The organism is Paraburkholderia strydomiana, from assembly GCF_031456815.1.
GTDB classification, from domain to species: domain Bacteria; phylum Pseudomonadota; class Gammaproteobacteria; order Burkholderiales; family Burkholderiaceae; genus Paraburkholderia; species Paraburkholderia caledonica.
This window is the reverse complement of record NZ_JAVDVL010000009.1, coordinates 1-19,542: the sequence shown is the minus strand read 5'-3', so window position 1 is coordinate 19,542 and position 19,542 is coordinate 1. Positions and strand designations below refer to the sequence as shown.

Annotated in this window: 7 protein-coding genes; all 7 read right to left on the bottom strand. The window is 61.5% G+C overall.

The genetic code is table 11. The annotated features are described in order from the left end of the window. Positions 1-260 precede the first annotated feature (260 nt). Entirely contained in the window at positions 261-587 is a 327-nt protein-coding gene (locus tag J2W46_RS22735) for a DUF6984 family protein (protein ID WP_310356389.1), read from the bottom strand. A gap of 2 nt (positions 588-589) precedes the next feature. Then, complete coding sequence (locus J2W46_RS22730) at positions 590-11,938, bottom strand: two-partner secretion domain-containing protein (RefSeq protein WP_310356386.1); 11,349 nt, start codon at positions 11,936-11,938, stop codon at positions 590-592. Positions 11,939-12,060: 122 nt separating this feature from the next. Further along, positions 12,061-12,975: a peptidylprolyl isomerase gene (locus J2W46_RS22725; RefSeq protein ID WP_310356382.1), complete on the bottom strand. Its 915-nt coding sequence runs from the start codon at positions 12,973-12,975 to the stop codon at positions 12,061-12,063. A 10-nt stretch (positions 12,976-12,985) separates the two neighbouring features. Next, positions 12,986-14,830, bottom strand: a complete 1,845-nt coding sequence (locus J2W46_RS22720; RefSeq protein ID WP_374726859.1) for a ShlB/FhaC/HecB family hemolysin secretion/activation protein — start codon at positions 14,828-14,830, stop codon at positions 12,986-12,988. Positions 14,831-14,862: 32 nt separating this feature from the next. Next, entirely contained in the window at positions 14,863-17,028 is a 2,166-nt protein-coding gene (locus tag J2W46_RS22715) for a filamentous hemagglutinin N-terminal domain-containing protein (RefSeq protein ID WP_374726858.1), read from the bottom strand. Positions 17,029-17,477: 449 nt separating this feature from the next. Beyond that, positions 17,478-18,131, bottom strand: coding sequence for a hypothetical protein (locus J2W46_RS22710; protein WP_310356376.1), 654 nt, complete (start codon positions 18,129-18,131; stop codon positions 17,478-17,480). A gap of 637 nt (positions 18,132-18,768) precedes the next feature. Beyond that, positions 18,769-19,542, bottom strand: a 774-nt coding sequence (locus J2W46_RS22705; RefSeq protein ID WP_310356374.1) for an IS110 family RNA-guided transposase, incomplete at its 5' end; no start/stop codon positions are given.

The following is a 19,542-nucleotide window of genomic DNA, read 5'->3' as shown; positions in this document are numbered from 1 at the left end:
GCTCGCGAGGATTTAATTTGCCCCCCGGCCGCAAATAGCCATTCGGCTCACTCGTAGCAACGACTGTTATCTGATTGCCGTTGGCGTCCTGCAAGACCCCTACTCCCATCGTGACTCTGCCTTTGTGAGCCAACTGGCATTTCCGATTGCAGTTGTGCTGCTCGACCGGCGGCATAAGCCTGCGCCTGCGACGGTGACATTGCACCGTTTGTGGCAACAAATTCTTGACACGAACAGCCATCCGTCGTCCCCGATCCATATCACCCGCTCGGAAATTGCTTCAATGGCGAGAAATCAACTTTCCATATATCAAGCTCGTAGAGATCGCCATGCTCGTCCAAGTTGATGGCGACCATAATTGGTACGCCATCGCTATCGATGAATTCTTTTTCGACCAACTGCACGCCGAGACGGCGAGGCCTCGCATCGAAGGCGCAAAAGCGCAGGCTCCCCATTCCACCATCGTTCATTTCTTCAACGAAGGCGCCAACGAGAGAACCGAGAAGCAGCGCTGCTTGAGGCTTTCCCGCGATCAGCGCAGTTAGCAGAGCCCTCTCATCATCTTTCAACGATCTCACAGTGCCCATGTTCACCTCGGTGGCGTAATTCGCCCTACGTTAATCGTTCCGTTGGGAAGCTTGTAGGCACTGTAGTTGAAGGTCGTCCCATTCACAACGACGGTGCCTGTGTACTGCCCCTGAGGCAACGATGCGCCAATATTGTTTAGGTTGCCTGTCACGGCATTTTGAACTGCGGTTGCATCATAGCCACCGCTGATTACGTGACGGAAGGTATGGCTGCTCTGGTTGTCGTTGGCCCCGAACTGAATGGTTGGATTGCCCTCCGCCGCCGTGTTTGTGGCTCCTCCCAATCCTCCGATCGCCGACGAGCCTGTCACATAGGTCTCGCCATTTTCCGTCGTCACCGTGCGTCCCTGGCCCAGGGTCGCCGCTTCTTTCTGTTGCTGCGCCTTGATCGCGTCCTGCGCCTTTTCTTCTTCTGTTCGATGATCGCCCGTCGAGTTGTTCAGCGCTTCGTTCGCCGCTGCTGCCGCCCCGCCCTGCGCGTTCTGGCCAGCAAGTCCCGCCGTTAAGCCACCCAGCAGCGTTGATGCGCCGACGATCAACGCACGTTGGTCGTTTGTCAGGTTGGCTGCGCCGCCTGCCTGGCCAACCAAGAACGGCGACACCATCGCGCTCGTCGCCCCGCCAATCGCACCACCCGAACAGCCAGTGCCTAACGCTGCCGAGGTTGCACATCCCAGTGCAGCATGCGCAGCGTAATACAGCGGACTTGTGTTGCTGAAAAGACCGGACGACTGATTGAACTCGTCACCAATAAAATTGGCGCCCACAGCAGCAACATTCGACACCAGATTATTTTTTAGCGCCTGCCCAAAGCTACCACCATATATCGCGGTAGATACGCCAGCGCTCACCAAGGAACGCTCGGCCACGTTCATCGCGGTTTGCCCCACGTCCGCGAGAGTGATAGACGAGTCGGCATAAACGGTGCCATTGCCAATGTCACTGAAGCCACTCGCTCCGTTCAGCCCTAGCCCGGCGTCGATACCAGCGGTGAGCTCTGCGACTGCCACGGCCTTGCCAACCGAACCCCAATTCACCGAGCCGGTAGTGATCATCTGCCCGGCGATGCTGCCAATAAGTGCGCCAGCTAACGGCCCGAGGTAGAACGAGGCTACGATTTCGATCGCGATGCTAAGCACCTGCCCGAACGCTCCGAGACCTCCTTCCTGCACGAACTGGGTATGCAGGTTGTCGCTGACTGCAACTTGCGAAAACGCGCTTCCGAGTTGCTGCTGGATTTGCCCGAGAATTATCTGGGTGCCCGCCTGATCGAGCGTGCCGTCCGCATTCAGTTTCTGCAGTGCGCCGCCGATCTGACTGAGCGTTTCAACGTTCAGATTCATGTTGGCCGCACTCATGAACCCGCCCGGTTGCACGGTGGTTCCCGTTTCTTCGACGTAACCGCCCTTCACCTTGCTCCAGATCTGACCGATATCGACCTGGTTCGCCTGATTGGTCAATGCATCTGTATTGACCGTCAGCGTATCGGACGCAGTAATGCTGCCTGTATTCTGAATGCTGCCGCCACTACCTTTACCGAAATTGAGCGTAACGTCCCGTCCGGAAATATTGCCACCGGCCGACATCGCGCTCGTATCGCTCGGCAGATAGACCTGCGGCATCAGCGCCGTAATCGTGGGACATGTAGCCGTGCCGGTTACCGTGCACGATGGGTCCGGAACTGTCTGCTCCACATACCAGAGCATCGGCTTGTCGAGCGCGTTGATCTGCATCTGCGTCAGCGCAGTGCCAAGCTGCAGGTTGTTCGTCGTCGCGTAGTCGAGCGCGTTCTGATACAGGTATGCCTTTTCCTGCTCCGTGACGGACGTATTCCTCTTGCTGTCATACGACAGCCCGTCGATAAAGCTAGCCTTGCCGGTCTGCTGCAACGCCGCCTGCTGCAGCATCAGGTCTTCTTCCTGCGGGTTGTAGTAGAACAGCGTCGAGTTCGGTTGCAGATTTGCCGGCAGTGCCGTGAGCAGATCCTGAGGCCCCAGATTGCCCAGCGCCGAGCTACCCAGCGAGTTGTCTACAAACGACGCCTTGCCAGCAACCGGTGTTGGAAGCGCGCCGCCCACCGCACGCGGCACCGAGAGGTTCAACCCTGGCAGACTCACAGGACTGAGCGAAATCACCTGCGACGGCGCGTTGACGCGCGGCGTATAGGTGTTCGCCGTCGTGATGCCATTGATGAGCTTCTGCCCCGTCAGGGTTACTGACGTGCCGATCACGTTGCCGACGTTCTCGATCTGACCACCCGAGGTGATGGTCAAATTGGGCGCCTGAATCGTCGCCGCGATATTGCCGACGGGCTGCGGCGGATCGATCGTGCCGCCGGTGCTCGTATAAGCGCTGCCGTACAGCGCCGTACATTCAGCTGGCGATCCGCACGCCCACACATCGTGACGCTTGTCGCTGCTGAACATGCCCGTCTCCTGCACCCAGTGCGAGTGCCAGTAGGCGTTCAATGTTTGCGCTTCGTTGACCACCGGACCTGCGACTGAAATCGTAGCCGTATTTCCCGCTGCAATCAGGCTCCCGATGTTCGTCAGGCTGCCAGCGTTGATCTGCAGATTGTTGCCAGCGCTGATGACTGACGAGCTGCCCGATTGCTGATCGACATAGCCTTCGCAATAGCTTTCCTTGTAGCCACCCGCGGTCATACAGCCCGAATACTGTTCCTTCGAGCCGTAGTTTTCATGCACTGGAACAGGCGGCGGCAGATTGTTGGTAATCGCGCCCGACACGTTGAGCGTGATGTTATTGCCCGCGACGATATTGCCCGACGTGTTGTTCAGACTGCTGGCGGGGGTCGTCGAACTCGCAGTCGAGCCAACGCCGCCGATCACGATGTTGTGACCTGCCAGCAGATTGCCGAATGTGTTGTTGATCTGACCTGCGGCGATTACAAGGTCGTTGCCGGCGTATATCGTCGCGTCGTTCTGGCTATAGCCGAACGTCGTCGTAGTGGGATTTGAGCCGCGTGTGAAGCCAGCCGTGCCGCATGCCGAATTGGGCACGCCTGTGGCACACCCGGTCTGCGTCGAATAGTTCTGCTGGTTGCCTCCCTGATTCGTCAGGCTGGCGGCGCCGATCTGAACATTGTTGCCTGCGTACAGCAGTCCCTCGTTGACCAGGTTGCCACCATAGATGTCCAGATTATATCCCGCTGCGATCATGCCGGTCGGGAACGTGGATGTGGTGTAGCCAGTCGCCGTGGGAGCAGCACCGGGCGCAATGTTGAACTCGTTCGGTGGCAGGACGTCGACAATGGCGCAGTAGTTCTGGGAGTCGCAGCTTGTGCCGGACGCGTTACCCGTCCCTGCTACCGCGATCGTTCCAAGCGATTTAAGCTGCGCGAAGAACGCGGAATATTGGCCCTGGTCTATCGTCTGGACGGATTGGTTCAACGACGCAGGCGCAACGGCACCATTGCTCAGCGACTGAACATTAAGCGTCACGTTCCCTTGTGCCGCGATCTGGCCGCCACGGTTGGACAACGAAGTGGCAGTGAGCGAGATCGAGTTACCGGCCGAAATGACGCCCGACGTTCCAGCCTGTTGCGTGGTCGTCGTTTGATTTATCGTGGGCAACGCCAGAGTAACCGACGCTATCGCGGTCGGGTCCGGCCCCGTTCCCACATACCAGAGATCTTCATACACGGGCACACTGCTATCGCCGCTCGAACTCATGCCGACCTGGACATGACGTTCATAAAAGCTCACGGTGCCTGAGCCGGCTACGGGCTGCGATGCGTTTGGCGCTGCCGCATTAGCGCCAATGGCTTGTGTCCCTGTGGGAGAAAGAAGATCGCCGAGCGTGGCGCTCGTTGTCCCGGATGCGGGTTGCAGAAAGCCGTTCTCTCCGCCGTAGCTCTGCTCGTACCAGTACGTCTGCGTCCCCGCTACAGCAGACCAAAGCAACGAAGGATTGGTGACTGTCGTCGTCGAGGTGGAGGTTGTCCCACTCGGCGCCGTCTGATCATTGACCACCGCCCCCGCATTGATATTGACGTTATTCCCAGCAAAAATGGACCCACCGGTATTCAGCAGCGTCCCTGCAATATTGAAGTTGGCATCCCCTCTGGACTGGGTCGTCGCACCCTGATTGTCGTAGTTCCCTCCGGTCACAGACAGAAGACCGCTAGCCTCCACGGTCCCGCGGTTCGTCGTGTTGCCATTCAATGCAAGCGTGCCGTCCGCATGCATCACCGCCCCAGCAACATTGTTCAACGTCCCATTGAACGTAACGTTGCCACCGGTCACCTGACCGAAATTCGTGAACGTGCCGTTAGTAGACAGCGTCAGCGGCGCGGTCCCCGTCATGGTCCCGTAGTTGTTGATGCCGTAGACGCCTGTCAGCGTCACGCCCTGCCCACCATAGTTCCAGGTACCGGTGTTACTGATCGACGCGGCGGTAATAGAAAGCTGGCCGCCCTGGCTGATGGTCCCCTGCGACGGATCAAACGCCATGTTCATCGCGCTGATGCCCATGTTGCGCTGTGCGAGCAACTGGCCGCCCGGGTTATAAAAGGAGCCATTGCCGCCGTTGATCGTCAGTGAGACGTCGCCGGTCGTCGGTCCACCGGGCGCATTGGGATTGCCCGCAAAAATAATCCCGTTCTGGTTGTTCAGCGATCCGGTGTTGATGTTCAGGCTGTTCACCGCCATCAACGATCCGCCGCTGTTGTTCAGCCCGCCCGCCACCGTGACATTGGTTGTCGAGCCGTTCACCAGACCCGCGTTGGTGAAGTTCGTGGCGTTGATCGTCGTGGTAGTCGTCGAAGCCAGTGACGCATTCGCTGCGTTCGTCACATTCGGCGCCGACACATAGAGTGCGCCACCCGAGAGCACCTGACTCGTGTTATAGAAACCGTTGCCCGCGGTCAGCGTCGCCGCACCGACCGCGTCCACTGCGGCGCCCACGAGCGACAACTGGTTCGACGCTGTGGCCGTCAAGGCGCCGCCGACAATCGCCGTCCCCAACGTTACGTTGGTGCCGCTGAACTGCATGTTCTGCGTCGAGACCATCGACGCGCCGCTCGCATCGAGTGTCCCTTGCGCAGTCACGCTCACATTCTTCGAGCCGCCCTGTGAGCCGCTTAGCGTGACGTTGCCGCCGCTCAGTGTGAACTGCCCCGCCACCGTGCTAGTGCCGCTCAGCGTAAGCGTCTGGCCTGCGCTCATCGTCGTGTCACCGTTCGACGACACGCCCGCCACACTCACATTGCCCTGCGTGCCGGTGACGTTCACAGTGCCCATCGACGACACAGCGCCCGCCACCGTCGCACTCTTCGCGGCCTGGATCGTTACATTGCCGCCCGACTGCAGATTGCCGCCGACGCTTACGCTGCCGCCCGTCGACTTCCCACTTACATTGCCCACGGCCGTCGTCGCACCGAGCGACATATCGCCGACCGAAGTCGCCGAGAACTGACCCGCGCCCTGGATCGCGCCGAGCGCCACACCACCACCCGCGCTCACAGTAATGTCCTTGCCGAACGTCAGCGAGCCACCGCCGTTCACCGAGCCGCCCGCGTTGATCGTCGCGAGACCGAGCCCCAGGAAGGCCCCGGTCAGCGTCGCAGTGCCTCCTGCAGTCAACGTGGTATTTCCGTTGACGAGTTCGCCGTTCAAGGCAAGCGCGCCACCGGAAGTTGCGTTGAGGTTTCCCTGAGTCGTAATTGCACCGCCGACAGACAGGCCACCGCCCGTCGCCGTCAACGTCACATCGCCGTTCGCACCGACCGTGCCGCTCGCAGTGAGATTGCGGCCGGCGCTTACGGCGAGAGCACCGGTACTGCTCGCGTTGCCGCCGACCGTTGCGTCGCGCGCGGCATTGACCGTCACCGCGCCGCCGGACGCGACTGCGCCACTCACCTTCACGTCGCCCGCGCCGTTATGCCCTTGCGCCTGCAACGCGATCGCGCCGCCCGCCTGCGCGGAACCGAGAGAGAGGTCATTCCCCGCCGTTGCATTGAGTACACCGTTGGTGGCGACGGCGCCGGTCACGCCGATGCTAGCTCCCGCGTTCAACGTGGCCTGCTGGCCAAACGCCACCGACGCCGCACTGATCGAGCCGCCGGCCGTCAACGTGCCCGCGTTCTGCGCGCCGATGCCACCCGCCAGGGTCATGTCGCCGCCCGACGTGAGCTGCGCATTGCCACCCACGGTCGTCGCGCCCGCGATGTGCAGCGCCTGGCCCGAGCTTCCGGTCAGGTTGCCCTGCGTGGTGACGTTCGCCGCGCTGGCATTGCCGCTCGTCGCGGCAAGTGTCAGATCACCTGCCGAATTCACATCGGCCAGCGCGATGTTGCGGGTTGCGTCGATTGTCGTGGTACTGCCTGTGTTGATCGCACCCGCTACCCTGACGTCGCGTGCCGCCTGCACAGCGAGTGCGCCGAGTGCAGTCACCGTACCGCCGAGCGTCACGTCGCCACCGCCTGCATTGCCGTTGGCCATCAGGCTTACATTGCCGGTGACGGCCTGCACGCTCCCAAGTCCGGCATTGTTGCCGCCCGTCACGTTGACGCTTGCGCCTTGCAATGCGCCGGTCAATGCGAGGTCATGCGAAGCATTCAGCGCTGCAGCCTGAGCGAATGCGGCGGTGCCCGCACCCGCGATATCGTTCGATGCCGTAAGCGTGCCGCCAAGCTGACCGGCGAGCGCGCCGCTCAGCGTAATGTCGCGGCCCGCCTGCACGGTAACGTCCTTCGCCGCATTGATCTGACCACCCAACTGGGTGTCGAGTGCCGAACTCAGATTCAACGCGCCCGATGTGGTCGTGGTGCCCGTCAGCGCGATGCTGCCGGTAGCCGCGGTCGCACTCAGGTCGCCGGCTGTAGTCTGCAGCGTGCCACTCGCCGATACGTCACGAAGCGCTGCCAGCGTCAGCGAGTCTCCAGTAGTCAGCGATCCGCTCACAAGGACGTCGCGCGCGCCGCTCAACGTGACGGCGCCAGGCGCCGTGGCCGTGCCCGTGATCGCCGCATCGCCACCGCCGGCGTTGCCGTTGGCGCTCAGCGTCAGCGTACTCGCCGAGTTGGCGTTGTGCAGCGCGGCGTTATTGCCGCCCGTCGCGTTGATGACATTGGCCTGCACGCCACCTGTCAACGCAATATCGCGCTGCGCCGTGTAAGTCGCAGCTTGCGTGAAGGCCTGTGTGCCCGCGCCGCCTATATCGCGGCCCGCCGTCACAGAGCCGTTCGCCTCGCCGATCAGCAGGCCATTTAGCAGCGCGTCACGGCCTGCGCTCAGCGTCGCATCGCCAACCGCGCTCGTGCTCGCTCCAAGCGAAAGATCGAGCCCCGTGGCGATATTCAGCTTGCCCCCGCTGTTGATACCGCCCGTTGCATTCAGACTGCCTTGTGCCGCGAGCGCCGTATCGCCGACCGACTCGACGGCGCCTGCAATGTCAATGTCGTGCTGGGCACTAACATTGACCGTCGTCCCGCTTGCGACCTTCCCGGTCGATACAACCGAAACGTCGTGGCGCGCCGTTGCCGTCACGGCACCCGCCGCGGCGACCGAACCATTCACAGTGACATTGCCGGCACCGTTAACCGTGTTCGTCCCATTCGCGGTGAGCGCAACCGTGCTCGCCGACTCGACGTTGTTCACGCCGATGTTGCCCGCGGCTGTCACCTGCACGGACTGGCCCTGGATCAGACCGCCTTGTGCGACGTCCCGGCCCGCATCAAGCGTGGCCGCCTGCGCGAACGTCATGGTGCCTGCACCACCGATGTCACGCCCCGCTGTCACGCCGCCCTGGCCTTGCCCGGCGAGCATGCCGGTCACGTTGATGTCGCGCGTTGCGCTGAGCGTGGTGTCGAGCGCGGCGGTCGTCGTGCCGCCAAGGTTGATGTCGGAGCCGGCCTGCGCAGTCAATGCACCATTACTGGCGATGGTGCCTGTCGAACTGAGGCTGCCGCTCCGGGCGCTGAGCGTCGTGTCGTTAGCAGACTGGATCGAACCGCTGATGACGATGTTCTGCCCCGCGTTGAGCGCCACTGCCGCGCCGCCCGTCACAGCGCCGGTGATAGTCAGGTCATTGCTGGATGCGAGTGCAAGGCCCGATGCGGCCTGCACGTCATGCAGCGACGCAGAGCCGCCCGCCGTCGTCTGCACAGAACCGCCGCGCAGCGAACCGGTGAGATCCGTATCGCCGCCGGAGCTTACGTTCGCCGCGAGACCGAACGCGGCTGTCGCGGCACCGGCGATCGTACCGCCGGCAGTCAGCGCGCCGTTGCCTTGCGCAACCACCGAGCCGTTCATCGTTAGACTCTGGCCGGCGTTGACAGTCAGATCGCCGAGCGCGGAAGTACCCTGCCTGCCAAGGTCGACAGATTGCGCCGCATTGATCAGCAGGTTGTCGCCGGACTGAATGTTGCCGGTGCTCGTCAGCGAGCCCGCCGCATTCGCCAGCGTGACGTTGCCGTTCGACGCGACGCTGCCGGCGATCGACGTGTTGCCGCCGCTCGTCACGCTTAATGCATTCGCACTCTGCAATGCGCCGTTAATCGACGTGTCGCCACCGGAACTCAACGACGCCGTGGAAAGCGAAGCAACGAGTCCGTTCACCGCAAGCGTGCCGCTCGTTGCCGTCACCTGCAGCGCGTTATTGGCCTGCACGTTGTTCAGCGCGACTGATCGCCCTGCTGTCAGCGAAACGGCCGCCCCTTGCAGCGCGCCGGTCACCGCAAGATCGTTCGCCGCAGTCACACTCGCGTCTTTCACGAAGCCGCTGCTGCCGCCCGCGATGACGTCATGGCCAGCATTGAGCGTCGCCGCGCCCTGTCCCGCGAGCGTGCCGCCAATCACAACGTCATGCCCTGCGGTGAGCGTCGTATCGCCGGTCACGCTCGTCGCGCCGGTCAACGCGACATCCTGCGCGCCGCTAACCGATAGCTTTGCGGCACCGTTTACGGTACCGCTCGAACTGACGCTGCCACTCACCGCCGCAACAGCCAGATCGCCGACGGCCTGCACCGTACCGCTGGTTGCCACCGTCACGTTGCGCTGCGCCGTCAGGGCGACCTGCGAGCCGCCTGCGAGCGTTCCGTTCACGATGACATCGCGCGCGGCCTGCACGGTCGTCGCACCAACCGCCGCCGCATTGCCATTGAAGCTGACGTCGCCGCCGCCGGCTGGATTACTGGTCGACCCGTTCGCGGCGATGCTGAATGCACCGCCTGCCTGCACATCGGCGACGCTCGCGTTATTGCCCGCCGTCACCTGGAGACCATTGGCCAGCAGCTTGCCGGCGAATGCCACGTCCTGCCCCGTGGCCAGCGTGCCGTTTTGCCCGAATGCGACAGAACCGCCGCCCGTCAGATTGTTCTGCGCGTTGATCACACCGTCCTGCTGCACGATGACGACACCGGGCACATCGACATTGCACCCTGCGTTCACCTGCGCATTAGTCCCGACGAGGAGCGACCCCGGCACCGACATATCGCGCGCGACATTCGCGGCGAGCGTTGTGCCGCTGGCGAGCGATCCGCTCACGGTCAGGTCCTCGCCTGCCGCGACGGTGACTGCGTTCCGGGCAGTGGCCTGTCCGGTAACGATAGTGTTCTGGCCAGATGTGAGCGCAAGGTTGTTGCCGCTCTTCAGCATGGCGCCTGCGTTCAGGTTGCCTTGCGTGGCGCTCAGGGCAAGATCGCCTGACGTCTGCAAAGCCGCGTTCACATTGACGTTGCGTTGCGCAGTCGCCTGCAACGTTCCGCCGTTGGTCTGTCCATTGACGTTGATATCGCGCGCGGCCTGAAGGTTCGTCGCGCCGCTCACCACCGACGTGCCATTCAGGTTGATGTCGCCCGCACCGTCGTTGCCCTGCGCGCTAACCGAAAGTGCGCCCCCCGTCTGCACATCGCCAAGCGTGACATTGGCACCACCTTTGATCGCGGCATCGCCGCTCGATTGGGTGTTCGCCACGTTCACGTTGCCGCCCGCACTCACCGCGAGCTTGCCGCCGCTCTGGATCGTGCCGCTCGAGGTCACATCGCCATTCGCATTGATGGTGTAGCCGGTGACGCCGACGTGAGCGCCGGTCATCGACACATTGCCACTTGCCTGCAAGATTGCCTGCTGTTGCGCGGCGGAACCGTTTACAGTGAGATCGCCGTTCGACGAGAGCAAGAGGTCGCCGGTGTTCGCGGCCATCTGTGCATCGGTGCGCACGCCCATGCCCGCCGCTGTGCCGATCACCTGGATCTGGCCCGCGGTCATCGCGCCGAACGCGGTGGCGTCGATTGCGAGACCGTTGTTGGCGCGGCCGTTTGCGTTGTTGATGGCGTTCGCCGTGTTGTCCGCGCCGTTTGACGACGTGGCATACGTGGTGCCGCTAGCCGTCACGGCCGAGGGCAGCACGAACTGGCGCCCCGCGATCGCATTGATGCGCTGGCCCGCATACAGCGGCGCATTGATACCGATCGTTTCGCCGATCAGGTCGATCGTACCAACCGTGCCTTCGATGCCCGCGCCGGGGCCGTTCACACCCGCGTTGCCCTCGATCTGGATGTGACCACCGGTCACGCTATAGCCGATTGCCTGGGCGTTGTTGAAGTCGGTGACACTGCCTTTGAGGTCGCTCAGAAATTGCGGCGTACCCGTCGATAACGTGACGCCAATCGTGTTCGTGAAGCCAGTCCCGTGAGTCGTGATGCCGTTCGGATTCGCGATGATGACCGTGGCCGGCGCGCCGAACACTTCGAGCGGACCGTTGAGCAGGCTCGCGAAGGCGGCACCCGTAGACGTCACCTGGTTGACGATCAGATTCGCTGTACGGCCGGAGAGATTCGGATTGGCCTGCACATCGCCGCCTGTGAGCGACGTGCCGGACATCAGGCTGTTGTTGAGGATCAGCCCGACAGGATCGATGTTAAAGCTCTGATACTGGTTCAGCGAAATGCCTGCCGCGTTAGGCGCAGTGATGTTGACTACGGGCACACCACCGTTCGCGCCGGTGCTCTGCGTGATCTTCGGCTGGAAGGAAATTGGCGCGGTCGGGTCAACGATAGGCGCGGCCTGCGCCTCCTGCATCGTGAAGCGAACGCGCAAGCCGGCAAGATCCTGAATCTGCTGCCACGCTTCGTCGTCCAGGCGCGTGCTTCCCGCGGCAAGCACGCCCGCGGCGTCGCGGCTCTGCTCGAACGTGATGGACAGCGGTCCGGCGAAAAGCGTCAGCGCGACCAGTGCCGAAACGGCGCGCTGCCAGACGCGATACGGGCGCACAGATGTCGGCATCGACCAACGTTCGCGCGCGGACTGCATGCCGCGTTCGTGCCGCTCGTCGTGGGCGAGACGGTTCTGTTCGAGTTGTCGTAAAGCGTGGCGCGTTGACGCGTTCATGATGCTCTCGTCTTCTTCTGGTTTTTCACTCGCGGTACTTCTCCGCCGGCCCGGGCACTCCGACCCGAAACGGCGTTGCAGCGGATTCACCCCGACCGCTGCGCGCTCCAAAGAGCGAGGTTCTACTGCTGCTGAATCTTTGCGTTCTTCATCAGATCTACGACGACCTGCGCGGTCGCTTTCTGCAGCGCGACCTGCTCAAGCTGCTTGCGCAGTGCGTCCTTGATCTGGTCGTACTGCGGAACCTGCGTCGCGCGTTTTTCGTCGACACGCAAAATCCAGAATGCGTCGCCAACCTGCACCGGCGTGCTCGACACCCCGCCCTGCGGCAGCTTCACCAGTGCTTCGGCGAGCGACTGCGGCCAGCTCTGTGTGTTTCCCGGCTGGATCGGCGTCTTGAATGAAATCCAGTTCAGCGCGCCACCCTGAGCGGCGCCTGGCGCCTGGCTGTACTGCTTCGCGAGTTGCGCGAAATCAGTACCCTTCTTCAGTTGCGTGAGTACCGTTTGCGCCGTATCCGCGTCCTTCACGGCAATGGCGCTGGGCTTGTACTCGAACTCGCCGAGCGTGGCGACGATCGCGTCGTACTTCGCTTTCACTTCCGCGTCGGTCACAGGTGCGGGCTTCACCTGATCGCGCAGATAGGCCGCTGTCATCGCTACGGCCTTCGCCTGTTCGACCGCCGCCATCACCTGTGGGCGCGACTCGTAGTGCTGTTTTTCCGCAGCCTGGCGGAACAGTTCGCGTGCAATCAACTGGTTTTTTATCGACGCACGCAATTGAGGCGTGTCCGGTGCATTCGAGGCGCGCACCGCATCGTCGAGCTGCGTCTGGGTGATGATCACGTTGTTTACACGCGCGACTGCATTCGGGGGCAGCGGGCCCGTCACGGCCTCGACCGTCTTCTCCGGCGATGGCTTCGACGACGGTTTGTTGGACGCGTGCGCGAACGGCATGCTCACAACGAGACCCGCCGCGGCAAGCATCGCGAGCAGGGCGGCGTTGCGAATCGTGACTGCGATCGGGCGATGTTTCATGAGAACCTCGTTAAAGTGACCAGTTGAGTGTGGCGAGCAGCACGGTGGCTTTCTTTCCGAGTGCAGCCGGTTGGAGCAAGGCCTGCCCGAGCAGCACCTCGCTGGTGACGGTTTGCGCTTTGTAGCGCCATTGCGCGCGTGCGCCGATGCCTGTGCCAATCAACGTCGGCCAGCCGCCTTGCGCGACCAGATGAGATTTGCCGCCGTCGAGGAACACATATGGTTCGAGCCGCGCGTCGTGCCAGGCAGGTACGTTCTGCCAGGCCGCCTCGTTACGCAGATAAAAACCGCTGTCACCCGCAATGCCGCCTTCGGTGAAGCCGCGCACCGAGTCCATGCCGCCGAGGAAGATCTGTTCGTTGCCGAATAGCGCGACGCGGCTGTACTGTCCGCGCAGGGTGCCGCGATAGGTCCATTGCGTGCCCGCCAGTGTGCCGAGCGCGATCTGCAGCGTGGCCGTCGCGTCGAGCCGCGTGAACTGGCTGTGCGCCTCGACCTCATCAATGCCGGGGCTGTCGTGGCTCGCCGAAAGCCAGGGCAAACCTTGCGACACGCCGACGTCCCAGGTGGCAGCAGCGCCCTGCTCGTTCGCCACGAAACGGCGCAAGCCATTCAGTCCGATGCGCAATACCGTGAGGTCCTGCGGCGACAGTTCGATACCGTTCAGACTGCGCTCGGTGCGCATTTTCGTGAGCGTGACGTCAACGCTTGTGCGGCCCGCGCGTGAACGGCTCAGCACATCGTTCCAGCCGAGGATCTGGCTGAACGTGCGGCCCTGAAGCAGAGCAACATCGCCAATGGCCTGCTGATATTCCGAGAGTGACGTCGTATAGCTGAAAGTCTGATAGCCGTAGGGCGCCGCAGCAGAAAACACCACTGCGTTGCTGTCCTGCGTGCCCACGAAGTTGAACGACAGCGACTCCTGCAGACCGATCAGGTTGTTCGCCTGCACGCCGGCGCGATAGCGCAGCGTGCCGGTCTGCGAGCTGCCATAGTTGTCGATGCCAAGATCATAGTAAACGCGGTCGCCATAGTGGTTCGTGATGGCCACGACCGAATCGCCCGGCGTCTCGCCCGGCAGGATCTGGATTTCAGCCTGGTTGCGGCGCAGCCGGTTGATCTGGTCCACGCCCTGTTCGAGATCGGGCAGGCGCAGCACGTCCCCAACGCTGTCGCCGAACGACCACGCGGTACCTGCGTCGGTCAGCAGGCCCCCGCCGTGTGTCCTGTACCAGGGCTCGTCGCGCTCGCGCGGACGCAGCGGATGGCCATTTAGCGTAAAAGCCGAAACCTTGCCGTCAACGATGTTGATCCTGAGCGTCCCCGACGCGAGGTTCTGCGCGCCGAGGTAGGCCCGCGTCGTGATATAGCCCCGCGCGATGAATGCTTCGGTCACGCGGCGCAGCAGCAGGTTGATGCGGTTGCGGCCCAGCTCCTTGCCGATGAAGGGCGCGGCGATCGTATCGAGCTCGCGTCGGCCGAGCACCGTATCACCAACAAATTCGACGTGGTCGATTCTGAACAACGGCGCCACGTCCGGCAGTGTTTCAACATCCGCGCCTTCGGGCAGATTGACCACGGTGGGCTGCTGCACTTCGATCTGCGCAGGCGCCTGCTGGATTTCCTCGCGACGCTGGCGGTCGCGCTGCTCCTGAAGCAGCCGTTGCGCCGGGTCCTGTTCCGCGCGCATCGGCACGCCTAACGGAACGCCGCCGAGTGCCGGGAGATTCGGCAAGCCTGGCGGCACCGTTTGCGTCCAGGCTCTGGCCGACGCCGTACCGGCGAGTACGGCCAGCGCGCAGCGCGCGAGGCAGTGCACGTGGCGCTTTGCCCCCTGCCCTGCCGGTCGCTCCATGGGCCGCCTGCTGGTGCGCTTCATGGTGCGATCTAGAGCCCGAACCATGATACGAGCCCGATGTGATTGTGATTGCCGACCGTCACCGGTGCGCGGTATGGCGCGCGGATGGTGTTCACACCGCCTGCGGCCTTGATGCCGCCAGGCGCGTTAAAGGCGCCGCCCTCTATATCGGCCTCTCCAGTCAGTTCAACCTGCCCAGTGCCGCCGGTGAAGACGCCCCCTGTGTCTGCCGCAAAAATCGCCGACCATGAATTGCCGAACCAGGCCTTCAGATCGTGGTTGCGGTTGATCGCGCTATAGCCGAGCACAGCCTGAGCGAGCGTCTTGGGCGCGTCCAGTTTCAGCACGTTGAGCGCGAGGACAGTACCGCCCGTGTTCGTGATCTGCGTGCCTGCCTTCAGCGTGATGTCCTGTGATGCTTCGATGACGCCACCGAACGTCTGAACGCTGCTTGACGACGACGAACTGCAGAAGAAAAAGCACGTCTGCCGGTATGAGGCCTGGCCAGTAAAGACGCCTTGCGTCAACAACTGATTGCGCGCGGTGATCGCGATGGAACCGCCATTTGCGAGAATCGAGCCGCCGATATTTGCCACGTTGGCGCCTGAAATCGTCAGCTTGCCGTCGTCCGCAGTGATGTAGGAGAGCTTCGAGGGATCGGCGATTGCACCGTAATCCACATCGAAGCCGTTCTCGCGGTGCTCGACAAAAATGAGGCGCCAGCTGCGATCTGAATAGCCAACCGGCGCGCCGCCGTTCGTTCCCGCGGAATGATCGACGATGTTGTTGACGTCGCCGCCAGCGGTGATCGTCAGTGCCTTATTGGACAGGATGCGGGCGTTCTGGTTGGTCACGGAGCCGCCGGCGGTGACCGACACGTCACCGGCCACGCCGAATAGAACCGCGAGCTTGCTTTCCGCAGTCGAGTGGTTCCAGACGTTCCCCGTCGCTTTCAGTGTCACGGCGCCAAGCGATGCGCTGTCGAGCGTGTTGGTCTGCTGGCCCTGGATAAGTGAGCCGAAGTTCGTGATGTCTCCGGTGCTTGTCAGCACTACACCGCTGTTGGTCGAGGCCACCACGGACTGCGCCGTGGCGTCCTGCGTCAATGCGATCCCCGCACCGCTGATATTGATACCTGTCGCGGCAAGCAGACTGCTGCCCGTCAGCGACACGGCGCCGCTCGCAGCGAGTGTGGCCGAACCGTTGTTCGTTTTGAGCTTCGTGTCGGTCAGCGCAATGCCGTCCTGAACCTGCAGATCGAGATTGTTCTGCGCGGTAAGCGTGGTGTTGGAAAACTGCACCGAACCGTTGGAGGACAGCGTGAAGTCGCCCAGCGTCGCATTCATCGGTCCGGCGCTGCGTACGCCTGGGCCTTTGTCAGTAACGATCAGTTGGACGCGGCCGCTCGTCAGACTGCCGGCTGCCGTAATGTCGATTGCAAAAGAGTTTGCGGTGGCGGGCATTGCCGAGGAATTCAGCGTGAGCCAGTCGTTGCCGTTGTCGGTGGGCGACACGGCGGTGTTTAACGTGACGTTGCTCGTGCCCGCTACCGCGCGTATCGCAGCGGTTTGCGACGTGAAGGTGTTCGCGAGCGGCCCGTTGATCTGCAGGTTCTTCGCGATCAGGTCAAGACCGATCAGTGCGCCCGTCAATCCCTGTGGGCCAACCACGATCGTCCCCGTGCTCGTGTCCAGCACAATGTCACGCTCGGGCAGTCCGGCTACCGGCACGGTGTCCTTGAAACTGACGTGACCGGTGGTCAGCGCCACCCGGCCGGTGTTCACGAACGAGCCGCCGTTCACCGTAATGCCATTGGGATTGGCCAGTATCACATTGGCCCGCGACCCGAGTACATCGATACGGCCACTGATAATGCTTGGATTAGTACTTGTGACCTGATTGACGATGGTCCGGGCATTAATGCCTACGTTATTCAGCGAAGCGCCGGCGGCATCGACACTGAAATTCGTATAAGTGTTGTTTGATACGCCGGCAAATGCTGGGGCAATATTAACGGTTTGGTGGCCATTTGTGGCAGTGGAAACCGTAGTTGCAGTTGCACCGTCGACGACAATGCCTGCCGCACTGGCCGTTACCGGAACAGCAGCAAACATTAAGATAAGAAAATGCGCAGCGCGAGCAATCGCGCGCCGACTCCCGAATTGCGGGTGTCGTAGACAATACCGGCCTTTCATGCAACCCCGTCCGACGGACTCTCTCGTTTGGTTTTTATAGGGCGGGTTCTATGGGACCCATGCGCCCGTATTACGAATGTCGGCCTGACCAGAGAAAACTTTAGTAAGTTATGGGATATTTTTTTATTACTTTTTCATTACAGCATCGATATAGAAGCGAAGAAATGAACTGCCCCTTTATCGATTATCCATTCCGCATAATTCTGATCTTTCGTTCGGATTGCGCGCTTAGCATGTCGACGACTGCCCGCAACCTCTGAAGCGAGACGAAGCGAATCATCACTGGACGCAAGGCATGTCCTAACTGAAGTCTCAGTCGATGCGGCGATGCTTCAACGGGCGCTCGCTCTGAGGAACGCGCCCGACAGTCCTCATGAGGCCGCCGTCTGCCGACACCGCCAGCGCGGGATGATTCTGAGCTGCCGATCAGGGCGTCTCCAGGCGGGAATTTAAAATCTCTCGCGCTGAATTTGTAATCTACTGATGGCGCGGCCCACACCCATCCTGGATACCAACACCCAGAGATCCATCGAATCTCGTCTTCCATAAAGCAGGAACTTAAGCGAACTATAAAGTGCAGATATGTGCACGAACGACGAGTTAACCGCCGGGTGGCGACTCTGGTTCAGGCCGTGCGCTTCGGCAGCTTCACGCAACATTGCCGCGAAGCCTGCCGCATCCATCACGCCTGGTAGTCGCTCGATGATAGTTCTGACAGCCGCTAGAACCGGAGCGCGGCGAACAAGCTCGTTCATCTCTGCCTCCATACCGGCATCCCGCTCGAAAAGAGAGTCATAGAAGAACCCAAGCGCTGGCCGGAAATCGCTCCATTTACCCAGAACCTTTCGTGGACGCGCGGGGTTCGCACGCTGGGTCGCCAGTACGTCAGCCAGATATCCGGAATCATCCTGCCAGAGCTCGCATAGCTCCCTATCAAAATCTGTCGCCCACGCCAGGCCTTCTGCTACGAGTCGATCAATCGGTTGCTCGACGAAGTAACTCCTTGAAATGCTCTCCAGTTTTTCCAGATCGAGCAATGCACCGCTTGCGCCAAGGTCTTTGAGGCTTAGAGGAAAATCGTCGAGGGAGGCGGCTTTGTTCACCTTCCTCCAACCCTCAAATCGCGAAGTTGCGACCGTAAGCAGATACGCCTTAACCGCGTCGGCGGGGAAGCCTGCGGCCAGATAGAATCGCGCGTCAGCCGGCGGCTAATCAGCAAGCGGATTGCAGGTGACAAATGACGGTTCACTTCTTGCCTGAAATCAATTTCAACGCTTGCCCTGCTGCAGAGAGATATAACGCCTTACTTCGGACCGATATCTTCAAGCGACCGTCCGTTGCGAGGGTGGAACTTTGAGAATCCTGGATACGTTCATTGACATCTTGGTCGCCGTGTCTGTCGACAAACCGGATCAATTGACAAATCGTCGATCGGCGCAAGACGCTGGATTGTCGGCAGTCGAGGCCGATCGTCAAATGACCGTATATGGACTCCTCCTCGTTTGCAAACACGTCGCCTTTTAAGCTCAGGATCGATCGCTCACGTATATCCGGTCTGTTGCAGCTATGCCTCTATGAGGCAAGGACCCTGATGGGCTATTCGCGCGCTGACTCCCAATCGCTTGTACGGGCTCGAAGCCTCGGTCATTCGCGGGTTTGATCAGCGCCGGTTCGACCTGTTGGCCATCGTGCGGCTTGTTTTGCAATCGTAGTGCAAGGTACTGCTGGGTACTTACGACTTCAATATGCTGCAAGTTCCGGTTGATAGTCCGTTCCCCGGGTAATCATGGCCCAGGCGATGCGGGCGGTCTTGTTTGCGAGCGCTACGGCGGCGATGTTTGAATGTCGCTTGCCAGCGATGCACATGACCCACAGGCTGAGTGCATCGGTGCGTCGTCTGGCCATCTGGATCATCGCCCGTGCACCGTGAATTAGCAGACAACGCACGTAGGCATCACCTCGTTTGCTTATCCCGAGCAGCCGCTCCTTGCCCCCTGAACTGCTTTGTTTTGGCGTCAGCCCGAGCGATGCAGCCATCTGTCGGCCATTAGCAAAGTGTCTGGCATTGCCCACGGTAGCAATTAACGCCGTCGCCACCATCGGACCAACACCACGCAGCTGTTGCAAGCGCCTGGCAACCGGATCGGACGCAGCAATTTCGGCAATTTCACTGTCTAGCTCGTGAATGCGGTCGTCCAGCGAACGCAGATCCTCCCACAGGCCCACAAGCAGACGCCGGAAACGATCGCTCAGACCGCAGTTAATGTCTTCCAGCCAAACCGGAACCGCACGGCGTAACTGGGCAATCTCCCTTGGCGCCACGATGCCGTACTCCGACGTCAGACCGCGGATCTGGTTCGCCTTGGCGTTCCGCTGCTCCATCAATCCTGAACGGACCCGGTGAACTGCCTGCACATTTTGCTGCTCGATCGTTTTAACCGCGACGAATCGCATGGCCGGCCGGCTCATCGCTTCACAAATTGCCTCGGCATCGTTTGCATCGTTTTTGTTACT